This is a genomic window from Bradyrhizobium sp. NBAIM14 (assembly GCF_020193895.1).
In the GTDB taxonomy this organism is placed as follows: Bacteria; Pseudomonadota; Alphaproteobacteria; order Rhizobiales; family Xanthobacteraceae; genus Bradyrhizobium; species Bradyrhizobium yuanmingense.
This window is the reverse complement of record NZ_JADYVQ010000012.1, coordinates 96,789-121,713: the sequence shown is the minus strand read 5'-3', so window position 1 is coordinate 121,713 and position 24,925 is coordinate 96,789. Positions and strand designations below refer to the sequence as shown.

The window sequence follows — 24,925 nt, the reverse complement described above, 5'->3', positions numbered from 1 at the left end:
GCGAAAACGCCGAAGGTATCTTGAAGCGCTCTGGACCTATTCGGATGCCGTTTTGAGCTTGTGCAGCCGGCCGGCCACGGCCCGCACCTTGCCCGGCGCCGCGCGCCAGATCGCGAGCGCCGACACCCCGCTCACGGCCATGGCGAGGGCGAAAGCCAGCGTGTAGTCGCCGGCGCGATCATAGAGAACGCCGGTCAGCCACGGTCCGGCCGCACCGCCCGCCAGCGCCGCGAGCATGATCGTGCCGAAGATGCTGCCCTGGTGCCTGCCTTGGAATATCTCGAACACCACCGCGCCCATGATCGAGGTGAGGCCGTAGCCGAGCGCGCCTTGCGTGAACACCATCAGATAAACCAGCCAGAGCGAAGCCTGATATTTCAGCGCGATCAGCGCGGCGAAGCAGACGACGAAACCCGCACAGCTGATCGCCCACACCCACTCCCTGCCGATGCGGTCGGAGACGTGCCCCAGCACGATCTGGCCGGGAATGCCGAGCAGGCTGACCATTCCGAGCGCCCACACCGCAACGCCGGGGCTGAAGCCGACATCGAGCAGGAATTTGGTCTGGTGCACCTGCACCGCATACCAGATGTACAGGCCGCAGAAATAGCCGAGCCCGATCCACCAGAACCGCGCGGTCGCGACGGCGCGCCGCAGCGTCCAGTCGGTGTTGACCCAGACGTGATCGACGACGTTGGAGACCGGGCTTGCCGCGCCTGCGGCGGGGGCGGCATCGCCGTCCGGCTGGAGCCCGATGTCCTCCGGGCGCTTGTGCAGCAGCAGGTTGATCGGCGCCAGCGCGATCAGGACGAGCAGGCCCATCGCGGTGCAGGCGGTGCGCCAGCCGGTCTGCTCGATCATGTGCTGCACCCATGGCAGCAGCGTCACCGAGCCGATACCGACGCCGGCGAAAGCGATGCCGATGGCGAAGCCGCGCTTGCGGATGAACCAGTTCGGCAGGAACAGCGACTGGCCGGAATAGCCGAGACAGACGCTGCCGGCACCGACCATGACGCCGATGGTGACATAGAGGTGCCACGGCGCGCTGGTCAGCGGCGCCAGCAAAAGGCCGCCGCCCATCAGCACGACCCCGAGCTCCATCACCGCCCGCGGACCCGCGCGGTCCATCAGGCGGCCGATCAGCGGGCTGACCACGCCCGACACAACGAAGCCGAAGGAGAAGGCGCCCGCCGTGACGCCGCGCTCCCAGCCGAACTCGGAGATGATGGGTGGAAAGAACAGCGAAAAGGCGGTGCGCGCGTTGACGCCGATCGCCATGGTGACGAAGGTCACGGCGACCACGATCCAGCCGTAGAAGAACGGAAGCCGCATGTTGTATGCTTGTTTCATCCCTAGACGGTTCTTCGGACCATCCGGGGATGTCCGGGTCAAGCGCTTTTCGCGCATGCCTCGGGCGCGCTCAGGCGGCGTCGAGCCGTGAGGATTTGACCGGCGCGTCGAACAGGATCCGCTCGATCGGATGCGGCCGGCCGAACAGATAGCCTTGCGCGAAATTGACGCCGAGCGCCTTCAGCCGGTCGAACTCCTCGCGCGTCTCGACGCCTTCGGCCGTGACCGACATGTCCAGTCCGCGCGCCAGCGTCACGATCGAGGAGATGATGGCGGAAGAGCGCGGCTGCTGCGTCAGATTGCGAATGAACGACTTGTCGATCTTGATCTTGTCGAACGGGAACGCGGTCAGGTAGCTGAGCGAGGAATAGCCGGTGCCGAAATCATCGAGCGCGAGCTCGACCCCGAGCTGCTTCAGCCGCTCCATGAAGGCATGATTCTCGCTGCCGCGCTCCAGCAGCACGGATTCCGTGATCTCGATCTCGAGCCGCTGCGGCGGCAGGCCGGAATCGGCGAGCGCCGCGCAGATCATGTCGAACAGCTCGGCTTCCTTGAACTGGATGGGCGAAAGATTGACGGCGATCATGAGATCGGCAGGCCAGCCGGCTGCGTCCGCGCAGGCGCGCCGCAGCACGAATTCGCCGAGCGGCACGATCAGCCCGGTCTCCTCCGCAAGCGCAATGAACTGGTCCGGAGGGATCAGGCCGCGCGTCGGATGCCGCCAGCGCACCAGCGCCTCGAAGCCGCGTCGTTCGCCGCTGAGGGCATCGACGAACGGCTGATAGTGCACCTCCAGCTGGCAGCGCGCGATGGCGTCGCGCAGATCTCCTTCCAGCGTGTTGCGGGCCTCCAGCTCGGCCGACATCGCCTCATCATAAACAGTGAAGCAGTTGCGGCCGGCCGATTTCGAGCGATAGAGCGCGAGATCCGCTTTCTTCAGGAGCTGCTCCTGATCGCTGCCATGATCCGGCGCAATTGCGATGCCGATGCTGGTGCCGATCTCGACGCGGTGTCCGGGCAGCAGGAACGGCTCGCTCACGAGCTTGGCGATCCGCGCCGCCAGATCGGTCGAGCAGGCGCGCTGGTGCTCGCCGGCTTGCTGGATGATGGCAAATTCGTCGCCGCCGAGCCGCGCCAGCACGTCGTTGGCGCGCAGCGCGGATTTCAGCCGCTGCGCCACCTGGCGCAGCAGCGCATCGCCGGCCGCGTGGCCGAGGGAATCGTTGACGTTCTTGAAGCGATCGAGGTCGAGCATCAGGATCGCGAAGGGCTCGCCCCTCACGCTCAACTTGCCGTTCATCTCGTCGAGCCGGGTGAGGAAAAAGGCGCGGTTCGGCAATCCCGTGAGGATGTCGGTCTGGGCAAGCTCGAGCACGCGCCGGTTCGCCAGCGACAGCCGCCGCGAATTGCGGCTGGCGAGCATCAGATAGGTCGACAGCGACAGCGTCAGCAGCATGCCGACGACGAGGACCGCAACCGCGCGGTCGTAAGTCGTCGCCAGCGGACCGCCGGCGGTCGGAACCGCCCGCACCTGCCAATCGGTGTCGCCGATCTTGAGACTGCCCGACCAGTGCAGGGTCCGCGCGATGTCCCGCATCGACCGCAGCGCCGAGGCGGCCGACGCATAATCCGGCAGCATCTGCTCGAGGCTGACGATCTGCGCCGTGTACGGCGGGAAGACCGTCATGCTGACCGCGGGGCTGGCTCCGGTGGTCACGCGGATAGACTGGATCAGCAGCGGCAGGTCGAAGACGCCGACCACGACGCCGGCGATATTGCGGCGCCGGTCCGCGATCTCCTCGCGCGAGGTTCCCTTGGCGTAGACGGGAACGACGACGAGGACATAGGACGGCCGGTCGCTGTCCTTCGGCCCGAACAGGCGCGTGCGCATGGCTGCGACGCGATCGTTGTCGCGCGCGCGCTCCAGCACTGCCCGTCGCTCCGGAACGGTCGTGTAGTCCATGCCGTAAACCGACGAGGTCTTCGGCTGCGTCGAGTAGAACACCGGAAAATATTCGTCACTCTGCGGCGCGATGACGAAGCTCTCGCCCTGCAGCGCCTTGATGTGATAGCTCGACACACCGTCCCGGATCGCCGCGGCCTCGTAATCCGCGCGCTCCTTGCGGTTGATCCGCGGCAACCAGGAGATGCGCAGCATGCCGGGGTGACGCTCGAACAGGCGGGCGCTGAAGGTCTCGAATTCGCTGCGGGTGACTTCTTCGTTGGTCGATTCGAACAACGTGCGCAGCGCGAGAAGTCTCGATATGTACTCGTTCATGCCGTTCTGCAGGACGATCGCCTGGGTCTCGGCTGCGTTCTCGAACTCGATCCTGTTGACGCGATCTTCCCACCGCGCGACGGCGGCAGCGCCCACGATCGAGAACAGCAGGCCAACGCCGACCGCGACGAGCGCAGGACGATAGAGCCCGAGCAGCGGCGCGGCACGCCACCATCCGCCTCTACGTCTCCGATCCTGATCGTTCTGATCGCGACCGCCCATCTTGAAGCCGCCGTCCCCTGTCCGCGACGAACCGAACCTCTGGTTGAGGTGCCGGTGCCGCTATCGGAACAAGACGGCGGTTAAGAAGTGCACAATTTCGGAAACCAGTCGTACCGCAATGCGGAAATTAGTTAACGAAGTGCACGAGCGATCCCGGCTTTCTCGACATAAGTTGCCGGTTTTCCCCGGTGTAATACGGCCTCTCTGCGCCGTGGCGCTTAGCGAGCTATTCAGCCTCGCAAGGCTATGTTGCGCAAGGTTTCTTTCAAGGATCCGGCAAGCCTCCCGATGCATCGAATTCGATCAGCGAGATCCGTCGTTCTGACCATCGCGCTTCTGGCCGCGACCACGCTGGTTGCGAGGGGCAACGAGGCCGGCATCAGCGAGGATGCAATCCTGTTCGGCCAGGCCGCGGCGCTGGAAGGCCCGTCCTCCGCGCTGGGACAGCGCATGCGGCAAGGCATCGTCGCCGCATTCACCGAGGTCAATGCCAAGGGCGGCATTCACGGCCGCAAGCTCCAGCTCATCAGCCGCGACGACGGCTACGACCCCGACCGTTCGGTGGCGCAGACGCTGCATTTGATCAACGACGACAAGGTGTTCGCGCTGATCGGTGCGGTCGGCACGCCGACCGCGATGGCGACGATACCGATCACCAGCTCCAGGAACGTGCCCTTCATCGGCCCGTTCACCGGCGCCGAGTTCCTGCGCGATCTCGAGCTTCCGAACGTCGTCAACATCCGCGCCAGCTACGGCGCGGAGGCGGAAGCCTGGATCAAGCATCTCACCGAGGATCGCAAGTTCACCCGCATCGGCATCTTCTACCAGGACGATTCCTTCGGCCGCGACGGGCTTGTCGGCGTGAAGCGGGCGCTCGCCAAGCGCGGGCTCGAGCTCGCCGCCGAGGGCACTTACGAGCGCAACACCCGCGCGGTCGGCCAGGCCTGGCGCATGATCAAGCGCGCCGACCCAGAAGCCATCGTCATGGTCGGGACCTATGGTCCGTGCGCGGAGTTCATCAAGCTCGCCCGCCGCGGCGGCGCTCGTCCAACCTTCGTCAACATCTCCTTCGTCGGCGCCGTTGCGCTCGCCGCGGAACTCGGCCCTGAGGGCGACGGCGTCATCGTCTCGCAGGTGGTGCCATTTCCCTGGGACCGCTCGCTCAAGCTCGTCGCCGACTACCAGGCGGCCCAGAAGGCGTTCGACCCGACGCTGACACCGGATTTCGTGTCGCTGGAAGGCTATCTGTCCGGCCGGCTTGCGGCCGCGGCGCTGGAAAAGGCCGGCCCCAATCCGACCCGCGCCAGCCTGCTGCGCGCCATCAACGATACCGGCCGTTTCGACATCAGCGGCAGCATCGTCACCGTCGGCACACGCATGCTCGACACGCCGCCGAAGGTGTTCCTGACCGTGATCCAGAAGGACGGGACGTTCAAGGCGGTGGACCGGCTCTAAGACCCTTCACGGCCGCCGCGTCCAGCGATCGGCGTTGACGGCGCCTTGCGGGATTTCTCCCCTCGCGATGGCCTCGACCTGTCGCACGGTCTCCAGCGACTGGTATTCGATGGCCTGCGGCGTCAGCCCGCCGACATGGGGCGTCGCGATGACATTCGGCAGCTTGGCAAGATCGGGCGTCGGCATCTGGTCCGGCGCGCGGCCGACATCCATGGCGGCGCCGGCGATGCGGCCCTCACGCAGCGCGCCTGCCAATGCGGCCTCGTCGACCAGATTGCCGCGCGAGAGATTGATGAAGACGGCGTGCTTCTGCATGCGCGCCAGCGCCGCCTCCCCGATCAGGTTTTCGGTCTGCTCGTTGGCGATGGCGAGGCAGACGACATAGTCCGATGCGGCGAGGAGCTCGTCGAGATCGACCTGCCGGATCGCGGCATCGCTGACGGTTACGAAGGGATCGGAGACCAATACCTCCATGCGCAGCACTTTTGCGATCTCGGCGAGGTAGCGCCCGATGCTGCCGTAGCCGATGATGCCGATCCGGCTGCCGGCGAGTTGGCGGCCCATCCGTGCTTCCGGCTTGCGGCCTGCCTGGTAATCTGCGGTGGTCCGCGACACGCCGCGGGAGAGATCGACCATGAAGCCGAGCGCGAGCTCGGCCACGGCCTGCACGAAGCCGGGCCCGGCGCGGGTCACGAGCACGCCGGCTTGCGACGCCGCATCCACGTCGACGTTGCGGATGTCGACGGCGCAGCGGACGAAGGCCCGCAGACGCGGCAATTGCGCAAAGATCTCGCCGCGCCCTTCAGTCATGCGGTCGGCGACGATGATGTCGGCGTCTTTGGCTGCGCGCACCAGGCCGGCGGCGTCCAGCGGCTCATCCTTCTCGTGCAGGATCACCTCGGCGGCCGCCCGCAGGCCGTTCAGGCTGCGATCGCCATAATAGTTGCGCCGCATCTCCGGGGTGTGCGCGAGCAGGACCTTCACGACAAGCCTCCTTCACTAGCCGAATGCCCCCGACAGCGCGGTCGAAAGGTCTAGCACAAGGACGGCTCCGGCAGATACCCTGCCCCATTTTGCCGCGGCCCCTGCGTGATCCAGCGCACAGACGCCCTCATGGCGCGGACTTAGAAAAGGTGCCATCATCGTGCGCATTGCCGTTGGAGGTGACATCATGCGCCGTCCAGTCTTTTCGAATTTGCTTCTTGCGTCCGGTCTTCTCGCACTTTCCCAATTGATGACGCCCACGGACGCGGCCGCTGAGGCGCGGCTTGCGCTGGTGATCGGCCAATCGTCCTATCGCACCGTGCCGGAGCTGCCGAACGCCGCCAACGACGCCAAGGGCATGACGGAGCTGCTCGGCAGTGCCGGCTTCACCGTCACCACGGCGGCCAATCTGGCGCAGACCGAGATGCGCGCGGCGATCTCGGACTTCGCCGGCAAGGTCAGTGCCAGCGGCCCCGACACCGTCGCGCTGGTGTTCTATGCCGGCCACGGCCTTCAGATCGACGGCGAGAACTATCTGGTGCCTGTCGATCTCGACCCCAAGCGCGAGGCCGACATCCCGCTGCAGGGCGTGCGGCTGAACGACATGCTCAACACGCTCGGCGCGCTGCCGACGCGGGCGCGCATCTTCATGCTCGATGCCTGCCGCAACAACCCGTTCCCCGCGCTCAGCGGCGCCGGCCACGGCCTTGCGATCGTCGATACCAAGGCCGGCGCGCCCGGCTCGTTCATCTCCTATTCGACCTCGCCCGGCGCCGAGGCCGAGGACGGCAACGGCCTCGACAGCCCCTATACGACAGCCGTGCTGACGGTCGCCAAGCAGCCGAACCTGCCGATCGAGGAGATGTTCAAGCGCATCCGCGTCGCGGTGGCGCAGTCGACCGACGGCCGGCAGATCCCCTGGGAAAGCTCCTCGCTGACCACCGATTTCAGGTTCTTCGGCGAGAGCGGCGGCAGCACGCCCGCTCTTCCCGGCGCATCCGCCATGGCGCTCGCCGGCGGCACGCGCAACGTCGCGGACTGGCGCAAGACATTGCAGGGCAAGCCGGCCATGGTCGCCTATGAGCTCGTGATCACCGAGGACACCGTGGAGGCGTATCAGGCCTATATCGAGCTGTATGCCCAGGACACCCGCACGCCGCGCCTTCGCACCGTGCTGGAGCGGCGTCGCCAGATGCTGGCGTGGGAGCGTGCCACCGCGATCAACACCCGCGCCTCGTTCGAGGCATACCTCGCGAACTGGGACAACAGCGATCTCGCGGCAACCGCGCGCCGGCTGCTGCTGCGCGTGCAGAACCGCAACTACACCGTGCCCGTGGCCGCCGCGGCGACGCCCGTCGCGGTCGCGATGGCGCCGACCTGCCCGTGCTCGACGCCCGCGACCCCGGCAACGCCGGTCCCGCCCGTGATCAAGAAGCGCGTCGAGGAGACCCCGCCGAAGCGCAAGGTGGTCGAGACGCCGCCCAAGCGACGGCCGCCGTCCGAGCAAGTGGTCTACGAGCGCGCACCGCCGCCGGATCGCGGCCCGCCGCCCGAGGCCGTGATGCAGGGCATCGGCATCGGTGTGGGGATCGGCCTCGGCATGGGAATGGGCGGCCGCGGCGGCGACCATAACAGCGGTGGCTACCGCAGATACTGAGCCGGTCCGGCACCAGCAGCATTCGGCTCGCGCCAATCGCGCGAGCCGAACTCATTGCGACAGGGCCGGATGGTCCCGGAGCACGGCTTCTCGAATCCAGCCTGCCTGGATCGCACGCGACAAGATCTGCGCCGTCTTGATGTCCTCAGCCTTCATGCAGAGATCCACGATGCGGCGCACGGCGTCGTCGCGCATCAGATCGTCGGAGATCTTCATCGCGATCTCCATGGCAGCGCGGGCTGCGCGCTCATAGCGCTCGCGCGTGCTGGTCGGCGCCGAAGCGCCGGCGGCTTCGGCGATCGCCCGCGCAGCCTGGCAGATGTTGCGAATCCGGTCGGCTGCGTCGATGTCGCCGAGCGGCCCCCCGATCGGCTCGTCCCAGACGTCTGCCGGCTCTCGCCTCGCGAACCACTTCATTGCCCCACCAATGGTCTTCAATTGCTCACGGCGTTCAGGACATGCGGCGCGGGCCGATCGCCTCGAACTGCGCCTTCTGCTCGTCGTTGAGCGTGGCGTAGAAATCATCGAGCGCCGCCCGCACCGACTTGATTCCGTCCAGCATGACATCGAGACGCTTGCGGATCGCGGCCATGCGGGCCGGAGGCGTCATCACCTCATTGGGCTCGCAGGACGCCTTGAGCGATGCGCTGACCTTGGCGCTGGTGTCCTGGAGCACCTGGAGTGCCCCGCGCTGGGTGTCGGTGGGACGAAGCCGTTCTTCGATCGTTGCGCCGGGCCAATCGAACGCGGCGGACGGGCTGCAAGTCTGCACCGACGATCCGCCCGCATTGTTCGATGCCGCGGCACGACGTTGATCGTCGGCAAGCGCATTGAAGCGCGCCTTCTGCTCGTCGTTGAGCGAACCATAGAACTGGTCCAGCGCAGGCTGAACCAAATCGACGGCCTTCTGCATCGCCTCGACCCGCTGCTGCATGGCGGCGAGCCGGCCGGGCGCCGTCGCTGCGGCCTGCGTCGGACAGGAGGTGCGGATCAGCGCAGCCGCGTCGATCGAGGCGTTGCCGAGCGCATCGAGAGCAGCGCCTTGCGCGTTCGTCGGCTGCACCGCGGCTGCGATCTGATCGATCGGCAGGCCGACGATGGCGCGCCGATCGCTGCCGCAGAGCTGATCGAGCGGCGCGCTGCGCGCCCGCCGCCGTCCCTGCGGCTGCTGCGGCAGATAAGCCGACAGCCGATCATGGCCATAGGGGCCGAAAATGCCGGCATAGATGTCCGGATACCCGTAGCCCCAGAAGCCGAGCCCGTCGCCCCAGATTGTGTAATCGTAGAGATCGTTATAGGCGAACGGCCAGAACAGCGGCCCGACCCAGCCGTAGCCGCCGCCGGGATGTTGCCACCATCCGCTGCTTGCACCGCTCCAGCCGGCGAGTGCCGCCGCCGCGGCAATCTGCGCGCGGGCCGCCGGATTGCTGATCAGCCGGCCGTTGCGGAAGGCGCTGGCGTTCCAGGCGTTGCGGAAGTTCGCCGGCCGTATCGCGGCATTGCGGATCTGACCGAAGTTCGGGCCGCCACGCCGGGCGCCGGTTGTGAACCGCATCCCGCGATGATGCCCGCCATGCGCATGCCCGCCGCCGTGGCCGCGGACATGGCCGCCGTGGTGACCGCCGCCGCGCCCGCCGCCATGCCCACCTCCATGGCCACCTCCATGGCCGCCGCCGTGTCCGCCCTTCGCGAACGCGGCCCCCGCAAGCATGCAGGCAAAGGCCACCGCGGCAATTCCCATGACCGGTCGCACCATCGCACCCTCCCGCGCAAAGCCCTGCCATTGAGCATCGGAAATTGGCGGGAATTGGAACCGGCAGGATTGCCGAAAGTTCCCGGTTCCGGAGGGCGCCGCCTTATGCCTCCGGCACGATCTTGCCGGGGTTGAAAATGTTGAGCGGATCGAGTGCCTGCTTCAGCGCCCGCATCGCATCGAGCGCCTCGGGGCCGAGCTCGGCCTCGAGATATTTCTGCTTGCCTTGGCCGATGCCGTGTTCGCCGGTGCAGGTGCCGTCCATGGCCTGCGCACGCTCGACCAGACGATGCATGAACTCCTCGCCGCGCGCCATCTCGTCGGCGTCGTTGGTGTCGCACACCAGCGAGCAGTGGAAATTGCCGTCACCGACATGGCCGACGATCGGCGACAGCAAATTGAGGCGCTTGAGATCCTCCTCGGTCTCGCTGACGCAGTCGGCGAGCCGCGAGATCGGCACGCAGACGTCGGTCGCGACCACGCCGATGCTGTCGCCGGGCCGCAGCGCCTTCACCGACCAATAAGCATCGTGCCGCGCCTGCCACAGCTTGGTGCGGTCCTCCGGCTTGGTGGTCCAGGAGAAATCGCCCCCGCCGCAGTCCCTCGCGATCTCGCCGAACGCCTTGGATTGCTCGGCGACCTCGATCTCGCTGCCGTGGAATTCCATCAGCAGCAGCGGCGTCTCCGGCAGCGTCAGCTTGGAATAGGCGTTGCAGGCCTTGACCTGCGCGGCATTGAGCAGCTCGATGCGCGCGACGGGAATGCCGGTCTGGATCGCCAGGATCACGGCCTGGCAGGCGCCGTGGACGGTCTCGAACGACACCGCACCGGCCGCGATCGTCTCGGGGATGCCGCGCAGGCGAATGGTCAGCTCGGAGATGATGCCGAGCGTGCCTTCGGCGCCGACGAACAGATGCGTCAGGTCGTAGCCGGCGGACGATTTCTTGGCGCGCGTGCCCGTGGTGATGATCTCGCCGTCGCCGCGCACCACTTTCAGCGCCAGCACGCTGTCGCGCATGGTGCCGTAGCGCACCGCATTGGTGCCGGAGGCGCGGGTCGAGGCCATGCCGCCGAGCGAGGCATCCGCGCCGGGATCGATCGGGAAGAACAGGCCCTGGTCGCGCAGATGTTCGTTCAGTGCCTTGCGGGTGACGCCGGGCTGGATCACGCAGTCGAGGTCCTCGGCATGCACCGCGAGCACCTTGTTCATGTCGCGCAGGTCGATCGAGATGCCGCCGGCGGGCGCGTTGACCTGGCCTTCGAGCGAGGTGCCGGTGCCGAAGGGAATGACGGGCACGCGATGTTTGGCGCAGATCCGCACCACGTCCTGGATGTCGGCGGTCTCCTGCGCCATCACCACGCCATCAGGCGGCTGGTTGGGGATCCAGGTGGTGGTATGGCCGTGCTGCTCGCGCACGGCCTGCGAGGTGATGAGGCGGTTGCCGAAGCGCGCGGCAAGCTGCTCCAGCGCGCTTGCGAGGGCTTTCGGCTCCGGCCGCGGCGGATTATTGGTGATGGTCGTACCCACGGAATTCCTCCCGACGAGAAGAGACCGTGGCAAAGGACATATAACCGGTCAAGTCAAGGGACCGGACGCATAGCTTGGGAAGGACACATGCCGGAGACCGCCGCCACAGCGCCGAATGCAGAGCCGTTTCGCTCCTCGATCATGCAGGTCGAGCCGCAATGGATCGACTATAACGGCCATCTCAACATGGCCTATTACAACGTGATGTTCGATCGGGCGATCGACGAGTTCTGGCTCGAGCTCGGGATTGGCCCGGTCTACAAGACAGAGCGCCACGGCTCGACCTTCACCGCCGAATGCCACGTGCGCTATTTGCGGGAGATCCATCTCGGCGATCCCGTGCAGATCTTAGTCTGGCTGCTCGACGCCGATGACAAGCGGCTGCACACATTCGAGGAGATGCGGCACGGCACCGAGGGCTGGCTGTCGGCGACGTCCGAGAACATGTCACTGCACATGGACATGAATGCGCGGCGCGTCGCGCCTTTTCCGACCGACATCCAGCAGCGCATTGCTGGAGTTGCCAAGTCCCACAGCGCCTTGACGCGACCCGAGGGCATCGGCCGGAGCGTGACGATGCCCTCGAAGCGTTAGTGGCTCAGGCGCCGTCTGCCGCCTGTGGTTCACCTCTCCCCGTCGGAGAGAGGTGACATCGCAGCTATATTCTGTTGCGGCCGCGGGCGAGGCCGACGACGGCCGAGACCAGGAACAGAACGACTGCGATGAAGAAGATGATCTTGGCGATCTCGATCGAAGCGCCGGCGACGCCGCCGAAGCCCAGGATGCCGGCGATCAGTGCGATAACCAGAAACGTCACAACCCAGCCTAGCATGGTCAAACCCTCGTCTTGATGTTGTCTGCGATCGACGCGGCTGGCCGCGCCACCTGTCCTGACAATCTCGACGCGGGAACGATAGTTCCGGTCCCGGCGGGAGCGAAATTCGCTGGCTCAGCTGGAACAAATCGGCCTGCCGCGCACGTGGAAAACCCGGCCCGGCGCCCCATATAGGCACCAATCCCTGTTAAGAAGGCTCCCTTCCACCACCCCGCGGTGCCATCGTGGGGCCGATGATTCGCATGACCGAGCCGAGCAAGATCACAGCCGTACCCGACCACCAGCCCGCAGCCGGCGGCATCGCCGCGCGTGCGCGCGCCTCGGTGGGCCCGAAATACCTCGCCGGGCTCAATCCGGAGCAGCGCGAGGCAGTGGAGACGCTGGATGGCCCGGTCCTGGTGCTGGCCGGCGCCGGCACCGGCAAGACCCGCGTCCTGACCACGCGCATCGCGCACATCTTGAGCCAGGGCCGCGCCCGCCCGGCCGAGATCCTGTCGGTGACCTTCACCAATAAGGCCGCGCGCGAGATGAAGCACCGGCTCGGCCAAATGCTCGGCCACGCCGTCGAAGGCATGCCATGGCTCGGCACCTTCCACTCCATCGGCGGCCGTATCCTGCGCATCCATGCCGAGCTGGCGCAGCTCAAGTCGAACTTCACCGTGCTCGACGTCGACGACCAGGTACGGCTGCTCAAGCAGCTGCTGCAGGCCGAGAACATTGACGAGAAGCGCTGGCCGGCGCGGATGCTGGCCGGCCTGATCGACGGCTGGAAGAACCGCGGCTTGATGCCTTCACAGGTACCGTCGGGCGAGGCCGCGATGTTCGCCAACGGCAAGGGCGGCAAGCTCTATGCGAGCTACCAGGAGCGGCTGAAGATTTTGAATGCGGCCGACTTCGGCGATCTCCTGCTGGAGAACATCCGCATCTTCCGCGAGCACCCGGATATCCTCAGGCAGTACCAGCAGCGCTTCAAGTTCATCCTGGTCGACGAGTACCAGGATACGAACGTCGCACAATATCTGTGGCTGCGGCTGCTGTCGCAGGCGCCTTCTTCCACCTCTCCCCGCTTGCGGGGAGAGGTGGCATCGCGAAGCGATGCGGGTGAGGGGGCCTCTCCAAGCACCGAGCTCGTGGAGACTCCCCCTCATCCCGGCCTTCTCCCCGCAAACGGGGAGAAGGAGAAGACCAAAAACATCTGCTGCGTCGGTGACGACGACCAGTCGATCTATGGCTGGCGCGGCGCCGAGGTCGACAACATCCTGCGTTTCGAGCACGATTTCCCCGGCGCCAAGGTCATTCGCCTGGAGCGCAACTATCGCTCGACGGGTCACATCCTCGCCGCCGCCTCGCACCTGATCGCGCACAATGAAGGCCGGCTCGGCAAGACGCTGCGCACCGAGGACCAGGACGGCGAGAAGGTCACCGTCACGGGCTCATGGGATTCGGAAGAGGAAGCCCGCGGCATCGGCGAGGAGATCGAGCAGCTGCAGCGCCAGGGCGAGAAGCTCAACGAGATCGCCATTCTCGTGCGCGCCTCCTACCAGATGCGCGAATTCGAGGACCGTTTCGTCACGCTGGGCCTGCCCTATCGCGTCATCGGCGGCCCGCGCTTCTACGAGCGCGCCGAAATCCGCGACGCGCTGGCCTATTTGCGCGTCATCAATTCGCCGGCCGACGATCTCGCCTTCGAGCGTATCGTCAATACGCCGAAGCGCGGGCTTGGCGATGCCACCGTGCAGATGCTGCACGATCACGCCCGCAAGCGCCGCATTCCCCTGTTCGAGGCGGCGCGCGCGGTGGTCGAGACCGACGAGCTGAAGCCGAAGGCGCGCGGCTCGCTTCGCGATCTCATCGCCCAATTCGAGCGCTGGCGCGCGCAGCGCGAGGTCACCGCGCACACCGATCTCGCCCAGATCGTGCTCGACGAGAGCGGCTATACCGAGATGTGGCAGAAGGACCGCTCGGCGGACGCCGCGGGCCGGCTGGAGAACCTGAAAGAGCTGGTGCGCTCGATGGAGGAGTTCGAGAACCTGCAAGGGTTCCTGGAGCACATCTCGCTGGTGATGGACCGCGAGGGTGGCGCCGAGGACGACGCGGTGTCGCTGATGACGCTGCATTCGGCCAAGGGGCTCGAATTCGACAACGTGTTCCTGCCCGGCTGGGAGGAAGGCCTGTTCCCGAGCCAGCGCACCTTGGACGAACAGGGCCGCGCCGGCCTGGAAGAAGAGCGCCGGCTCGGCCATGTCGGTCTGACCCGCGCCCGCCGCCGCGCAAAGATCTATTTCGCGACCAATCGCCGGATCCATGGCACCTGGTCGACCACGATCCCGTCGCGCTTCCTCGACGAATTGCCGGCGGCCAATGTCGAGATCACGGAGTCCAAGGGCGGCTCTGGATGGGGCGGCAGCGGCGGCTACGGCGCCTCGCGCTTCGACGACATGGAGGCGTTCGGCTCCAGCTATTCGACCCCAGGCTGGCAGCGCGCGCAGGCCAACCGGAATCGCGGCCGAAGCGGCGGCTTCGAGGAAGAGGCCGCGACGTTCTCGACCTCCTCGTCATCCGGTCCCGATTTCGGCAGCTTCGCCTCGCGCCGGCGCGGGCCCTTGACGATCGAAGGCGAGCTGGTCGCCAAATCGACCGGCACGACGTCCGAATTCTCGCTGGAAGACCGCGTCTTCCACCAGAAATTCGGCTATGGCCGCGTCACCAAGATCGACGGCAACAAGCTCACCATCGCCTTCGACAAGGCCGGCGAGAAGAAGGTCGTGGACAGTTTCGTGCAGCGGGCGTGAGACCCGATATGGCTCAGTACGTTGCCATCATCGAGGATGCCGACCCGGACGAAACCGTGAGCTTGTGGTTTCCGGATCTGCCCGGCTGCATCTCCGGCGGCGACGACGTCGAGGAGGCGCTGGAGAATGGGCCCGAGGCGCTGGCGTTCTTTGCGCAGGAGCTGACCGCGGACGGGCGCCAGCTGCCCCCGCCGCGGACGCTGGATGAGCTCAAGGCCGATCCCGAGGTTGCCGAGGACCTCAGGAACCATACCGTCGCCCTGGTCGACTGGCCGCCCCTCGCTGAGGCCGAGTGAGGACTGTTCGCCGCACTGCGCAACTCTCGACAGTTCTCGCCCGAACGCCCCTTGACCGCCGCGAACTTCCCCGTATCAGATGCAACCCATGGTCCGGGGCTCCGTCACATTGATCGTGCTTGCATTGGGGATGCCGTCGCTTGCGGCGGCGGAGACCATGAGCTTTGGCGATTCGATCGGCAAGCTGGCGGCGAGCTGCGGGGCGGAAATCGTCGCCAATTGCCGCGGCGTCAACCCGGATTCGAACCGGCTGAAGGAATGCCTGTCGCGCAATCGCGACGTGCTCTCGCCGCAATGCACGAGCGACTATCTCGGCGTGTTCGACGCCATCCAGAAGCGCGTCGCCGCGCGCGTGACGGTAGCGAACGCCTGCCAGCGCGAGATCGTCAAGGTCTGCGGCGGCTCGACCAAGGAGACCAGCAAGTCGATCCCGTGCCTGGTCTCGACGCCCAAGGGCATCAGCAACAACTGCCTGAAGGCCGTTGACGACGCGGGGTATCGCTGATGCGCGCGACCGGGCTCGCTACCGCAGGACTGGGCTTGGCGCTGGGGCTCGCTTTGCTCGCGGGCCCCGCCGGCGCGCAGACGGCGGCGCCGACCCGCGACGACATTGTCGCGAAGCTGAACCATTTCGAAGAGGCCGCCGAGGTTGACCTGCCCGCGCTGAAGCAGCAGGTGATGGAGCGCGCCAAGACCAGGATCAAGAACGATCCGGGGCCGGTGAACCGGCCGCTGATCGCGCCGGAGCTCGCCAAGCTGCCCGCCTTCAATGCGCAGATCCAGTTCGACGCCGACACGCCGATCATCCAGCCGGCGTCCTACCAGACCGTTGGCCGCATTGCGGACGCGCTGGTTCATTCCTCGCTGCTGCCCTACACTTTCCTGATCGTCGGCCACGTCGAATCCAATTCGAAGACGCGCGAGGCCAATGCGATCCTGAGTCAGCGCCGGGCCGATGCGATCCGTGACGTCCTGGTGAACACCTTCAAGATCTCGACCAAGCGGCTGCATCCGATCGGCCTCGGCGAGGAGCAGTTTCTCGATCGGGCCAAGCCGACCTCCGCCGTCAACGGCCAGTTGCAGATCCTGACTTATGCCAAGCTGCCGGAAGAGACGCGTCCGGCTGCGACGCCAGCGCCTGCGGCGAAAAAGCCCGCCAAGAAGCGCTAAGCGAAGGCGGCTCCGCGGCTGACGGAACCCCTTGAAGTGCGGATTATTTTGCAGCCTGTCCCGGGCGCGCGCGCACGGTTTCACGCGACAAAAGTGCCGGTTTGTGCACCGCTCGGTCCAGTGCTATAGCCTCTATTCGCCCTTCCCGACCCCGTGCTGCATGAGACCGAAATGGGTGGCTTTTTCCAGCGCCAACTTGCCGTTTATGTCGAGTACCATCGCGATCCCCGCAACACGGCGATGCATGTGGTCGGCATCCTGCTGCTGTTCACCGGCGCCGTGCTGCCGCTGACGCTGGTCAAGCTTCCGCTGTTCGGATTCAACGTCAGCCTGGCGGTGGTCCTGGCTGTTCCGGTCTTGATTTATTGGCTGCTGCTCGACGCGGCGCTCGGGCTCGGCATTCTGGCCGTCTCCGTCGTGCTGTTTTCGGTTGCGACGACCATCGCGGCGCAAGTCGGCACCGCGACGATGTGGGCGATTTTCGCCACGCTAGTGGTGCTCGGCCTCGCCGCACAGGCCATCGGCCACAAGGTTTTTGAGGGGCGCGAGGCCTCGTTGTTCACGTTCCCCTCGCATCTTTTGCTTGGACCGATGTTCGTCATGGCAAAATTATTCATTGCACTGGGTTTCCGTCGCGACCTTGCCGCGATTCTGGCGCCTCTTCCGGCCAATTCCCTTTCAACCCGATAACGCTCGAAGCGAAACAGCAACCTACTGCATGGCTCTCGTCCTGGTTACCGGTGGCAGTGGCTTCATCGGACATCACCTCGTAGAAGCGCTCCGCGCCCGTGGGCAGCGGGTCCGCGTTCTCGATGTCCGTGTGCCGAGCGCGGCGAACGCGGATGTCGAGCACGTCCACGGCTCGGTGCTGGACTGTGCCGCGGTCGATGCGGCGATCGCCGGCTGCGATCAGGTCTATCACCTCGCCGGCCTGCCCGGCATGTGGGTCGCCAACAAGCAGGACTTTCACGAGGTCAATTGCCGCGGCACCGAGATCGTGCTGGCGGCGGCGATGAAGCGCGGCGTCTCGCGCTTCCTGCATTGCTCGACCGAATCGATCCTGTTCCCCTATTCCGACCTCAAGGGCGTTCCCGCCGAAGAGGCGCTGCAGCCGGCCGAGGCAATGCCCGGCGCCTACACCCGGTCGAAATCGCTCGCCGAGCATCATGCCGCCAAAGCGGCAGAAGCGGGCTTCCCGCTGGTGATCGGCACGCCGACCATGCCGATCGGCGCCGCCGACCAACATCTGACACCGCCGACCGCGATGCTCTGGTACTTCCTGCAGAAGAAGGTGCAGCCGCACCTCAACTTCCTGGTCAATCTGGTCGACGTCCGCGACGTCGCCATGGGCCTGGTCCTGACCATGGAACGCGGCCGCCTCGGGCAGCGCTACATCCTCGGCGGCGACTGCGTCCCGCTCGGCGACATCCTGCGCATGATGTCGACGATGAGCGGACGCCGGCAATTTCCCGTCGTCGTACCCGGCAAGATCGCCGAGCTCTCCGCGATCATGCTCGAATACATCGCCGACCACATCACGCGCCGGCCGCCCAACGGCACCGCCGAGGGCGTGCGGATCGCGCTCGCCGCGAGCGATCTTTCGATCGGCAAAGCCCGTACCGAACTCGGCTATTCGCCGCGTCCGATCGAGCCCGTCTTGCGCGAAACCATCACCCACCTGCTCGCCCGCAACGGCCAGCAGCCCTCCGGCGCCCTCAAGCATCACGCGCTGTCCTCGCGTGCGAGCTGACGCCGCTTCAAACGCAAAGAATCTTCATGTCTTTCGATTTCAGCAAGCTTCTCTCTGTCGCCTGGGGTGGCTGGACCACGACCTGGCCGACGCAACTGCTCGCCCTGATCTGGCTCGCTTTTCTGGTCAGCTGGGTCGGCGCCTCGTTCTGGCAGGGGCAGACCAAGAAGCAGGTGATGACGCTGGAGTCGCAGCGCTATCGCCTGCCGATCCTGGTCGGCGGCATCCTGTACACGCCGTTCATTGCGGAAGCCATGGGCTGGAAGCCGCTTTGGGTGCTCGGCAACACCGGTATCATCATCGCTGCGGTCCTCTCAGTCGCCGGCATCGCTTTCGCATGGTGGGGCCGGCTGCATCTCGGAAAATTCTGGTCCAACACCATCACCCAGAAGGAAGACCACCGCGTCATTGACACCGGCCCTTACGGTATCGTCCGCCACCCGATCTACACCGGCCTAATCTTCGGCATGCTGGTGACCGGCGTTGCGATCGGCTTGGTGACGACGATCCTCGGCGCGATCCTGATCTCGCTCGGCATGTGGCAGAAGGGGCGGATGGAAGAGGTGTTCCTCTCGAAGGAGCTCGGCGAGGACGCCTATGGCGCCTATTGCCGCCGCGTTCCGATGATCATTCCGTTCACGTCGCCGCGGTAAGGGCGTCACGCTCGTATCCCGGGCGCGCTGCGTTGCGTCCGAGGCACGAGCGCACGATCTGCCCCCCCAAGGAACCACCCCTCCGCTCGTCCGTTAGCCCCGACATCTGTCAACGGCCGCAGAGCATCGAGCCATGTCGGACGCCTACGATTATTTTCGCGCACACGCGATCGCCGCCGTTCGCAAGGCGCGGGCGCTGCCGCCCGGGCGTACGAAGCAGAAACAGCGCACGGTGGCGCGGGTCTATCATCTGCTGTCCCGGGAAGCGGCGCTGGCGCCGAACATCCGTCACCTGGACGATTTTCGCGCAGCACGACGGCTGGAGCGGCAGATCGGTCGTTGATCTCCGGGCCGACGCCGCGACCTGTCCCATGCAAATTCGATCGGCTGCCATTCCACGGGAATCGGCCCCTGCGGTGCGCCGCATAGGTTGACGTCGGCCTCGTCAGCCAGTTGGATGCGCGCGCAACCCGGGGCTTGTCATGACGTTTTCCAGCATCTTCGCGCAGTTCGTCGCGTTCATCGGCGGCATCGCGCTGCAATGGCGCAAGATGACGGGCACCGAGCCCGCGCCGGCCTGGGGCGAGAAGCCCGCCATTCCCGAAGCCAAGCCGCAAGGCGCGATTCCGACCTTGAAGATGCCGACCGCACGCGGCTGGCGCGACGGACAGAAGCCGATCGCCGCACCCGGGCTCAAGGTCGATGCGTTCGCGACCGGTCTCGACCATCCGCGCTGGATCGAGGTGCTGCCCAATGGCGACGTGCTGATCGCGGAGGCAACGCAGATCGCGGGCGCCCCGCGCAGCGTGTTCCACTATGCGATGCAGGCGACGATGCGGCGCGCCGCCGCGCTCGGCGTCTCCGCCAACCGCATCACGCTGTTGCGCGACAAGGATGGCGATGGCGTCGCCGAAGTTCGCGGCGCGTTCATGGAGAACCTCAACCAGCCGTTCGGCATGGCGCTGGTCGGCGACACTTTCTATGTCGGCAACACCGACGGTGTGATGGCCTTCCCTTACGTCTCCAACGCCGACCGCATCACCGCGCCGGGCAAGCGGCTGACGACGTTCAAGCCCGCCGGCCACTGGACGCGCAGCCTGCTCGCCAGTCCCGACGGCAAGAAGCTCTATGCCGGCGTCGGTTCGCTCAGCAACATCGCCGAGATGGGCATGGAGGTCGAGCAAGGCCGCGCCGCGGTCTACGAGCTCGATCTCGTTGCCGGCACGCATCGCATCTTTGCGGCCGGCCTGCGCAATCCCGTGGGCCTTGCCTGGGAGCCGACGACCGGCGTGCTCTGGACCGTCGTCAACGAGCGCGACGGCCTCGGCGACGAGACGCCGCCCGACTATCTCACCTCCGTGCGCGACGGCGGCTTCTACGGCTGGCCCTATTGCTACTGGGGCAAGACGGTGGACGACCGCGTTCCGCAGGATCCGGCGATGGTCGCCAAGGCGATTCAACCGGACTACGCGCTCGGTGGCCATACCGCCTCGCTCGGCCTGTGCTGGATGCCCGCAGGCACCCTGCCCGGTTTCGGCGACGGCATGGTGATCGGTCAGCACGGCTCGTGGAATCGCAGCAAGCTGTCCGGCTACAAGCTGGTGTTCATCCCGTTCGTGAACGGCAAGCCCTCCGGCCCGTCGCGCGACATCCTGTCGGGCTTCCTGTCGCCGGACGAGAAGGAATCCTACGGCCGTCCGGTCGGCGTCGCGATCGGTCCCGACAAGACGTCGCTGCTGATGGCCGACGACGTCGGCAACGTGATCTGGCGCGTCACGGGGGCTTAGGAGCTCACGTCCCGACGCAGAGCGTGGCGCGCTGCTTGCGGAGCAGCGCGATCACCGACAACGCGGTGATCAGGCCGGTCTTGGGATTCTCGGACGGGATGTTCTCAATGCCCATCGAGAAGCGCGCTGAGTCCGCCTCGACCTCGATGCGGTGAACGTTGCGCGTCACGGTCGGGTCGGCCCAAACCTGGATCTCGGTGCGATCGGGCCCGATGCCCGCGAGCGACAACGCAACGGCGACATTGACGTTGGCCGGAAAGCCCTTTGCCGCTTCGCGCGCGCTGCCCTCGAACAGCTTCAGCGGTTCGCGCAGATTGTCGATGTCGATGTTGTTCTGAACGATGAACGGCGCGCCCTTCAAGCCGTCGATCGGCTTGCGGGTCACCATCTTCACGGAATGGATGGTGCCGATTGCGGCGGCGTTGACGGCATCGAGGCCGATCAGCGCGCCGGTCGGCACCAGGATACGGCCGCCATTGGCGCGGGCGAGATCGACCAGATCGAAATTGTCGAGCAAGCCGCCGACGCTGACTACGACCGCGGCCTTGCCGCGCTTCACCGCAGGCTCGACGATCGCACGCAGCTGGCTGCTCGGCGCGCATTCGACGACGATGTCGGCGGCCTTGCCGAGTTGGTCGAGCGGCAGGATTGTCGGTGGGCGACGCAAGCCGTCGATGAAGGCTTGATGCTTGGCGGGATCCCGCACGGCCACGGCCGCGAGCGACAGGCCCTCGATGCCCTGATCGAGCGCGGTCGCGATCTTGGTGCCGATCGAGCCCAGCCCGGCAATGGCCACCCGCAATTCGCCTGAAGCCGTCTGATCCGTCATCACCATCCCTCTGTCCTGGCCTCTGTCTTGGCCGATGTCATAGCCGCTCACGCCTCCCGCGCATAGCTGCGCAGGCGGGCTTCCAGAACCGCCAGCATGGCATCGCGGGCCGGATCGCGCGAGCCGCGCAGCCAGGCGGCGGCAAGCGGCAACCGGCCCACCGGCCCGCTCTGCCTCAGTCGAAGCGGCACGAAGCGCACACCGGTCACCGCCATCCGTGCGGTCCAGCGCGGCACGATCGCGACCCCGAGCTTCCTTGCCTCGAGGTTGATGATGGTCTGCTTCTCGTCGGCGACCTGAACGATGCGCGGCGTCAGGCCGGCCTGTTCGAACAGCTTTATGGTGAGGTCGTGGCTGTGCGGCCGCGAGCGCCGGTCCGGCACCAGCATCGCCTCGTCGGCGATATCCGCCAGCGTGATCGCTTTGCGCCCGGCCAGCGCGTGCCGCCGCGGGAACGCAACGATCGCGCTCTCCTGGAGCAGGCCGCGGAATTCGAGCCGCTTGTCCGGCCGGTCAGGCGGACGGACGAAGGCGAGATCGAGCGCGCCGGTCAAAATCTTCGGCAGCAGCCGGACAGTCTTGTCTTCGAGGAGCTGCACCGCGATGTCAGGATGCCTGACGCGGAAATCGCGCAGGAGCGGCGGCAACAGTCCGGCCGCCGCGCTGTCGATAGCACCGACCCGCAGCCGCCGCGCGGTCCCCGCGCGCGAGCGATTGCGCAGGTTGCTCTCGACCGCCTCGACCTTGGCGAGGATGGTGCGGGCATCGCGCAGCAGCGTCGTGCCGTCCTCGGTGAGCGACACCGCGCGCGTGGTCCGCGCGAACAGCCGAGTGCCCAGGTCTTCCTCCAGCAGCTGGATCTGCCGGCCGAGCGCGGAGGGCAGCATCTGAAGCTGCTGCGCCGCGCGGCCGAAATGCAGCTGCTCGGCCGTCGCCACGAAGCATCGGAGCTGATGCAATTCCATTCGCCGTCCTCTCGCCTCGCCCGACCGCGCTTGAGACTTGCGCGAGGTCGTCATGCCCGGGCTTGTCCTGGGCATCCACGTTCTTGGGCCGCGGGGAAAGGCGTGGATGGCCGGGTCAAGCCCGGCCATGACGCCGTGGCGACCTCCCGATGATTATATCATTTTTTTGTATAAACCAGCGCCGATTGAGTTTGCCCGGCACTCTCGTCTAGATTCGCCAGCGACGCCGACGGCCGGATATGCCGGCGCGGTCTCTCAAACGGAGCCTTCCCATGCGCACCCATTCGATCGCAGCCATCCCCGCCGACGGCATCGGCCCCGAGGTGATCTCGGCCGGCGTCCGCGTGCTGGAGGCTCTCGCAAAACGCAGTGGCGATCTCGCCTTCAACGTCAAGACGTTCGACTGGGGCTCGGATTATTACAAGAAGCACGGCGTGATGATGCCGGCGGACGGCCTCAGCGAGCTGAAGAAGTTCGACGCGATCTATTTCGGCGCGGTCGGCGCCCCCGACGTGCCCGACCACATCACGCTGTGGGGCCTGCGCCTGCCGATCTGCCAGGGTTTTGACCAATACGCCAATGTGCGGCCGACCAAGATCCTGCCGGGCGTCGCCTCGCCGCTGCGCAATGTCGGCGTCGGCGATCTCGACTGGGTGATCGTGCGCGAGAACTCGGAAGGCGAATATGCCGGCATGGGCGGCCGCGCCCACAAGGGCCTGCCGGAAGAGGTCGGCACTGAAGTCGCCGTCTTCACCCGCGTCGGCGTCACGCGGATCATGCGCTATGCGTTCCAGCTCGCGCGGTCGCGCCCGCGCAAGCTGCTGACCGTCGTGACCAAGTCGAACGCGCAGCGCCACGGCATGGTGATGTGGGACGAGATCGCGGCCGAGGTCGCCGGCGAATTCCCTGACGTGACCTGGGACAAGATGCTGGTCGACGCCATGACGGTGCGCATGACGCTGCATCCGAAGAGCCTCGACACCATCGTCGCAACCAATCTCCACGCCGACATCCTCTCCGATCTCGCCGGCGCGCTGGCTGGAAGCCTCGGCGTCGCCCCGACCGGAAACATCGATCCGCAGCGCCGCTTCCCCTCGATGTTCGAGCCGATCCACGGCTCGGCGTTCGACATCACCGGCAAGGGCATCGCCAACCCTGTCGCGACGTTCTGGACCGGCGCGCAGATGCTCGAGCATCTCGGCGAGAAGGATGCCGCCTTACGGCTGATGGCCGCCGTCGAGCGTGTCTGCGCCGCGGGCGTGCTGACGCCGGATGTCGGAGGCAAGGCGACCACGAAGGAGGTCACGGACGCCGTGATCGATGCGATCCACGGATCGAATGTTTAGTCTTATCGGATCGAGTGTCGCCAAGGACTCGCTGCACCTCTCCCACTTGCGGGGAGGGCGACGCGCTCGGCAGCGCAATTGCGCGCCAGAGCGCGGCGGGTGGGGGCTCTCTGGGGTCCTCGATCGAGGAGAGACCCCCTCCCCAACCCTCCCCCGCAAGCGGGAGAGGGAGCGCACCGCCTTCTGCCGCAAGATAACGGCCCCTACCTCCGCGCCGCCGGTGACGCCGGCGGCGTGGCCATCGCGGCGGCCGGCTCGGGCGGTGTCAGATGGCGGGGGACGATGATGGTCTGGCCCGGCGTCAGCTGCGCGTTCTCGGGCAGCGAGTTGCTCTGCGCCAGCGTCCACAGCGGCACGCGGTTTGCTGCTGCGATGCTCTCCATGGTGTCGCCGCGGCGCACCGGCACCCGCACGCCGCTGTCCCACAATTCGACCAGCGTGTCCGCCGGCACGAGATAGCGCAGCGGCACGGCATCGGCCTGCGTTTGCGGCGGAATGCGCGGCAGCTGCGTCACCATCTCGACGATCTGACGATGGATATCGTCGGACTTCTCGATGTTGATGTGGGTGACGCGCGCGTTCCGCTTGAGGTCATAGCTGGCGTAATGGCCGCGAAAGCCGGGAACAGCCACGACGTCGCCGCCGCCGAGCACGCTGTCGGACAGGAAGATGTTGATGAAGCGCTCGACGTTGAGGGGAACATCGCCGGTCGCTTGCGCGGGATCGATGGCGATGACGAGGCTGATCGGGATGTTCTCCTTGGCCGCCATCTCGGAGATGACGATCGAGCACAGCCCGCCCATGGAATGGCCCATCAGCACGATCGGCGCCGGCGATTCCTTATAGCTGGAGATGGCGCGATCGCCGATCCACCGGCAGATGGTGAATTCGTAGACGTTGGCCGAGAAGCCGGCCTTCGTTAGCTTCTCTTCGAGCCGATCCATGCCGGTCGAGAAGATCGGGCCCATGGCGCCGCGGAACAGGTAGATTTTTGGCGGCGGCAACGGCTCGAACGGCGGAGGCGGCGGCGGCGCGGCGGGGGCGGTCGCGTTGGTCTTGGACTTGGGGGGAGTAGCAGCGGCCATGCCACTGCTCAAGGCGAGCAGCACCACTGCTGCCAGCGCGAGGAGTCGCCTCGAATGAATCATCAGTCCAGCAGTCCCACCACGGGAGGCAGGGGCCTCCCCTGACCGGCTTAGTGACCATCGATTGGGTGGATTTTGGGGCACGGGAACCGACCATCTCTCGTCCGGCGCCCTCTCCGGCTGCCGCGCC

General features: G+C 66.4%; 23 protein-coding genes. 13 read left to right on the top strand and 10 right to left on the bottom strand.

Annotated features, from left to right (window positions below):
* Positions 1-36: 36 nt before the first annotated feature.
* Positions 37-1,332, bottom strand: coding sequence for an MFS transporter (locus tag I6F28_RS25085; protein WP_225114929.1), 1,296 nt, complete (start codon positions 1,330-1,332; stop codon positions 37-39).
* 88 nt (positions 1,333-1,420) lie between these two features.
* Positions 1,421-3,850: a bifunctional diguanylate cyclase/phosphodiesterase gene (locus I6F28_RS25080; RefSeq protein ID WP_225141582.1), complete on the bottom strand. Its 2,430-nt coding sequence runs from the start codon at positions 3,848-3,850 to the stop codon at positions 1,421-1,423.
* A gap of 288 nt (positions 3,851-4,138) precedes the next feature.
* Between I6F28_RS25080 and I6F28_RS25075 the strand changes: the two genes are divergently transcribed.
* Positions 4,139-5,305 carry an ABC transporter substrate-binding protein gene (locus I6F28_RS25075; RefSeq protein WP_225141580.1) on the top strand — a complete coding sequence of 389 codons (1,167 nt, stop codon included), beginning with the start codon at positions 4,139-4,141 and terminating at the stop codon, positions 5,303-5,305.
* 6 nt (positions 5,306-5,311) lie between these two features.
* Here the strand turns inward: I6F28_RS25075 and I6F28_RS25070 are convergent, their stop codons facing one another.
* Positions 5,312-6,289 (bottom strand): hydroxyacid dehydrogenase, encoded by a 978-nt coding sequence (locus I6F28_RS25070; RefSeq protein ID WP_225141578.1) that lies wholly within the window; start codon positions 6,287-6,289, stop codon positions 5,312-5,314.
* Between the two features lie 187 nt (positions 6,290-6,476).
* Between I6F28_RS25070 and I6F28_RS25065 the strand changes: the two genes are divergently transcribed.
* Positions 6,477-7,946 (top strand): caspase family protein, encoded by a 1,470-nt coding sequence (locus tag I6F28_RS25065; protein ID WP_225141576.1) that lies wholly within the window; start codon positions 6,477-6,479, stop codon positions 7,944-7,946.
* A gap of 51 nt (positions 7,947-7,997) precedes the next feature.
* Here I6F28_RS25065 and I6F28_RS25060 read toward each other — a convergent pair whose 3' ends face one another.
* From I6F28_RS25060 to I6F28_RS25050, 3 genes are all read right to left on the bottom strand, one after another.
* Complete coding sequence (locus I6F28_RS25060) at positions 7,998-8,363, bottom strand: hypothetical protein (RefSeq protein WP_036006488.1); 366 nt, start codon at positions 8,361-8,363, stop codon at positions 7,998-8,000.
* 34 nt (positions 8,364-8,397) lie between these two features.
* Positions 8,398-9,702 carry a Spy/CpxP family protein refolding chaperone gene (locus I6F28_RS25055; RefSeq protein ID WP_225141567.1) on the bottom strand — a complete coding sequence of 435 codons (1,305 nt, stop codon included), beginning with the start codon at positions 9,700-9,702 and terminating at the stop codon, positions 8,398-8,400.
* A 100-nt stretch (positions 9,703-9,802) separates the two neighbouring features.
* Positions 9,803-11,227 (bottom strand): FAD-binding oxidoreductase, encoded by a 1,425-nt coding sequence (locus I6F28_RS25050; protein ID WP_225131712.1) that lies wholly within the window; start codon positions 11,225-11,227, stop codon positions 9,803-9,805.
* An 87-nt stretch (positions 11,228-11,314) separates the two neighbouring features.
* Here I6F28_RS25050 and I6F28_RS25045 point away from each other — a divergent pair, with 87 nt between their 5' ends.
* Positions 11,315-11,821, top strand: a complete 507-nt coding sequence (locus tag I6F28_RS25045) for a thioesterase family protein (protein WP_225141565.1) — start codon at positions 11,315-11,317, stop codon at positions 11,819-11,821.
* Positions 11,822-11,885: 64 nt separating this feature from the next.
* Here the strand turns inward: I6F28_RS25045 and I6F28_RS25040 are convergent, their stop codons facing one another.
* Entirely contained in the window at positions 11,886-12,059 is a 174-nt protein-coding gene (locus tag I6F28_RS25040) for a DUF1328 domain-containing protein (RefSeq protein ID WP_036006471.1), read from the bottom strand.
* A gap of 236 nt (positions 12,060-12,295) precedes the next feature.
* Here I6F28_RS25040 and I6F28_RS25035 point away from each other — a divergent pair, with 236 nt between their 5' ends.
* From I6F28_RS25035 to I6F28_RS24995, 9 genes are all read left to right on the top strand, one after another.
* A complete protein-coding gene (locus I6F28_RS25035) occupies positions 12,296-14,854 on the top strand; it encodes an ATP-dependent helicase (protein ID WP_225141564.1) in 2,559 nt (852 codons plus the stop codon).
* 8 nt (positions 14,855-14,862) lie between these two features.
* Positions 14,863-15,150 carry a type II toxin-antitoxin system HicB family antitoxin gene (locus tag I6F28_RS25030; protein ID WP_036006452.1) on the top strand — a complete coding sequence of 96 codons (288 nt, stop codon included), beginning with the start codon at positions 14,863-14,865 and terminating at the stop codon, positions 15,148-15,150.
* An 88-nt stretch (positions 15,151-15,238) separates the two neighbouring features.
* A complete protein-coding gene (locus I6F28_RS25025) occupies positions 15,239-15,655 on the top strand; it encodes a hypothetical protein (protein WP_036006450.1) in 417 nt (138 codons plus the stop codon).
* The gene (locus I6F28_RS25020) at positions 15,655-16,320 is read left to right on the top strand and encodes an OmpA family protein (protein ID WP_036006447.1); all 666 of its coding nucleotides are present in this window, start codon (positions 15,655-15,657) and stop codon (positions 16,318-16,320) included. The genes I6F28_RS25025 and I6F28_RS25020 overlap by 1 nt, the downstream gene beginning before the upstream one ends.
* 171 nt (positions 16,321-16,491) lie before the next feature.
* A complete protein-coding gene (locus tag I6F28_RS25015) occupies positions 16,492-17,010 on the top strand; it encodes an Mpo1 family 2-hydroxy fatty acid dioxygenase (RefSeq protein WP_036006444.1) in 519 nt (172 codons plus the stop codon).
* Positions 17,011-17,038: 28 nt separating this feature from the next.
* A complete protein-coding gene (locus I6F28_RS25010) occupies positions 17,039-18,070 on the top strand; it encodes an NAD-dependent epimerase/dehydratase family protein (RefSeq protein WP_036006442.1) in 1,032 nt (343 codons plus the stop codon).
* 26 nt (positions 18,071-18,096) lie between these two features.
* Positions 18,097-18,723, top strand: coding sequence for a methyltransferase family protein (locus I6F28_RS25005; protein ID WP_036006440.1), 627 nt, complete (start codon positions 18,097-18,099; stop codon positions 18,721-18,723).
* A gap of 133 nt (positions 18,724-18,856) precedes the next feature.
* Positions 18,857-19,066: a hypothetical protein gene (locus tag I6F28_RS25000; RefSeq protein ID WP_025038081.1), complete on the top strand. Its 210-nt coding sequence runs from the start codon at positions 18,857-18,859 to the stop codon at positions 19,064-19,066.
* A 139-nt stretch (positions 19,067-19,205) separates the two neighbouring features.
* Positions 19,206-20,510 carry a PQQ-dependent sugar dehydrogenase gene (locus tag I6F28_RS24995; RefSeq protein ID WP_225141561.1) on the top strand — a complete coding sequence of 435 codons (1,305 nt, stop codon included), beginning with the start codon at positions 19,206-19,208 and terminating at the stop codon, positions 20,508-20,510.
* Positions 20,511-20,514: 4 nt separating this feature from the next.
* Here the strand turns inward: I6F28_RS24995 and I6F28_RS24990 are convergent, their stop codons facing one another.
* Together I6F28_RS24990 and I6F28_RS24985 are read right to left on the bottom strand one after the other, a co-directional pair.
* Positions 20,515-21,339 (bottom strand): aspartate dehydrogenase, encoded by an 825-nt coding sequence (locus I6F28_RS24990; RefSeq protein ID WP_036006458.1) that lies wholly within the window; start codon positions 21,337-21,339, stop codon positions 20,515-20,517.
* 47 nt (positions 21,340-21,386) lie between these two features.
* On the bottom strand, positions 21,387-22,304 hold the full coding sequence (locus I6F28_RS24985; protein ID WP_225141560.1) for a LysR family transcriptional regulator: 918 nt from the start codon (positions 22,302-22,304) through the stop codon (positions 21,387-21,389).
* 272 nt (positions 22,305-22,576) lie between these two features.
* Between I6F28_RS24985 and I6F28_RS24980 the strand changes: the two genes are divergently transcribed.
* On the top strand, positions 22,577-23,650 hold the full coding sequence (locus I6F28_RS24980) for a tartrate dehydrogenase (RefSeq protein WP_036006429.1): 1,074 nt from the start codon (positions 22,577-22,579) through the stop codon (positions 23,648-23,650).
* Positions 23,651-23,853: 203 nt separating this feature from the next.
* Here the strand turns inward: I6F28_RS24980 and I6F28_RS24975 are convergent, their stop codons facing one another.
* Positions 23,854-24,798: a LysM peptidoglycan-binding domain-containing protein gene (locus tag I6F28_RS24975; RefSeq protein ID WP_036006428.1), complete on the bottom strand. Its 945-nt coding sequence runs from the start codon at positions 24,796-24,798 to the stop codon at positions 23,854-23,856.
* Positions 24,799-24,925: the final 127 nt, after the last annotated feature.

Excerpts from the sequence above, each read along its gene's own strand:
- I6F28_RS25015 (WP_036006444.1), top strand. The coding sequence starts at position 16,492 with ATGGGTGGCTTTTTCCAGCGCCAACTTGCCGTTTATGTCGAGTACCAT.
- I6F28_RS24985 (WP_225141560.1), bottom strand. The coding sequence starts at position 22,304 with ATGGAATTGCATCAGCTCCGATGCTTCGTGGCGACGGCCGAGCAGCTG.
- I6F28_RS25030 (WP_036006452.1), top strand. The coding sequence starts at position 14,863 with ATGGCTCAGTACGTTGCCATCATCGAGGATGCCGACCCGGACGAAACC.
- I6F28_RS25005 (WP_036006440.1), top strand. The coding sequence starts at position 18,097 with ATGTCTTTCGATTTCAGCAAGCTTCTCTCTGTCGCCTGGGGTGGCTGG.
- I6F28_RS25045 (WP_225141565.1), top strand. The coding sequence starts at position 11,315 with ATGCCGGAGACCGCCGCCACAGCGCCGAATGCAGAGCCGTTTCGCTCC.
- I6F28_RS24975 (WP_036006428.1), bottom strand. The coding sequence starts at position 24,798 with ATGATTCATTCGAGGCGACTCCTCGCGCTGGCAGCAGTGGTGCTGCTC.
- I6F28_RS25020 (WP_036006447.1), top strand. The coding sequence starts at position 15,655 with ATGCGCGCGACCGGGCTCGCTACCGCAGGACTGGGCTTGGCGCTGGGG.
- I6F28_RS25000 (WP_025038081.1), top strand. The coding sequence starts at position 18,857 with ATGTCGGACGCCTACGATTATTTTCGCGCACACGCGATCGCCGCCGTT.
- I6F28_RS25055 (WP_225141567.1), bottom strand. The coding sequence starts at position 9,702 with ATGGTGCGACCGGTCATGGGAATTGCCGCGGTGGCCTTTGCCTGCATG.
- I6F28_RS24995 (WP_225141561.1), top strand. The coding sequence starts at position 19,206 with ATGACGTTTTCCAGCATCTTCGCGCAGTTCGTCGCGTTCATCGGCGGC.
- I6F28_RS25065 (WP_225141576.1), top strand. The coding sequence starts at position 6,477 with ATGCGCCGTCCAGTCTTTTCGAATTTGCTTCTTGCGTCCGGTCTTCTC.
- I6F28_RS24990 (WP_036006458.1), bottom strand. The coding sequence starts at position 21,339 with ATGACGGATCAGACGGCTTCAGGCGAATTGCGGGTGGCCATTGCCGGG.
- I6F28_RS24980 (WP_036006429.1), top strand. The coding sequence starts at position 22,577 with ATGCGCACCCATTCGATCGCAGCCATCCCCGCCGACGGCATCGGCCCC.
- I6F28_RS25085 (WP_225114929.1), bottom strand. The coding sequence starts at position 1,332 with ATGCGGCTTCCGTTCTTCTACGGCTGGATCGTGGTCGCCGTGACCTTC.
- I6F28_RS25040 (WP_036006471.1), bottom strand. The coding sequence starts at position 12,059 with ATGCTAGGCTGGGTTGTGACGTTTCTGGTTATCGCACTGATCGCCGGC.
- I6F28_RS25035 (WP_225141564.1), top strand. The coding sequence starts at position 12,296 with ATGATTCGCATGACCGAGCCGAGCAAGATCACAGCCGTACCCGACCAC.
- I6F28_RS25025 (WP_036006450.1), top strand. The coding sequence starts at position 15,239 with ATGGTCCGGGGCTCCGTCACATTGATCGTGCTTGCATTGGGGATGCCG.
- I6F28_RS25080 (WP_225141582.1), bottom strand. The coding sequence starts at position 3,850 with ATGGGCGGTCGCGATCAGAACGATCAGGATCGGAGACGTAGAGGCGGA.
- I6F28_RS25060 (WP_036006488.1), bottom strand. The coding sequence starts at position 8,363 with ATGAAGTGGTTCGCGAGGCGAGAGCCGGCAGACGTCTGGGACGAGCCG.
- I6F28_RS25010 (WP_036006442.1), top strand. The coding sequence starts at position 17,039 with ATGGCTCTCGTCCTGGTTACCGGTGGCAGTGGCTTCATCGGACATCAC.
- I6F28_RS25075 (WP_225141580.1), top strand. The coding sequence starts at position 4,139 with ATGCATCGAATTCGATCAGCGAGATCCGTCGTTCTGACCATCGCGCTT.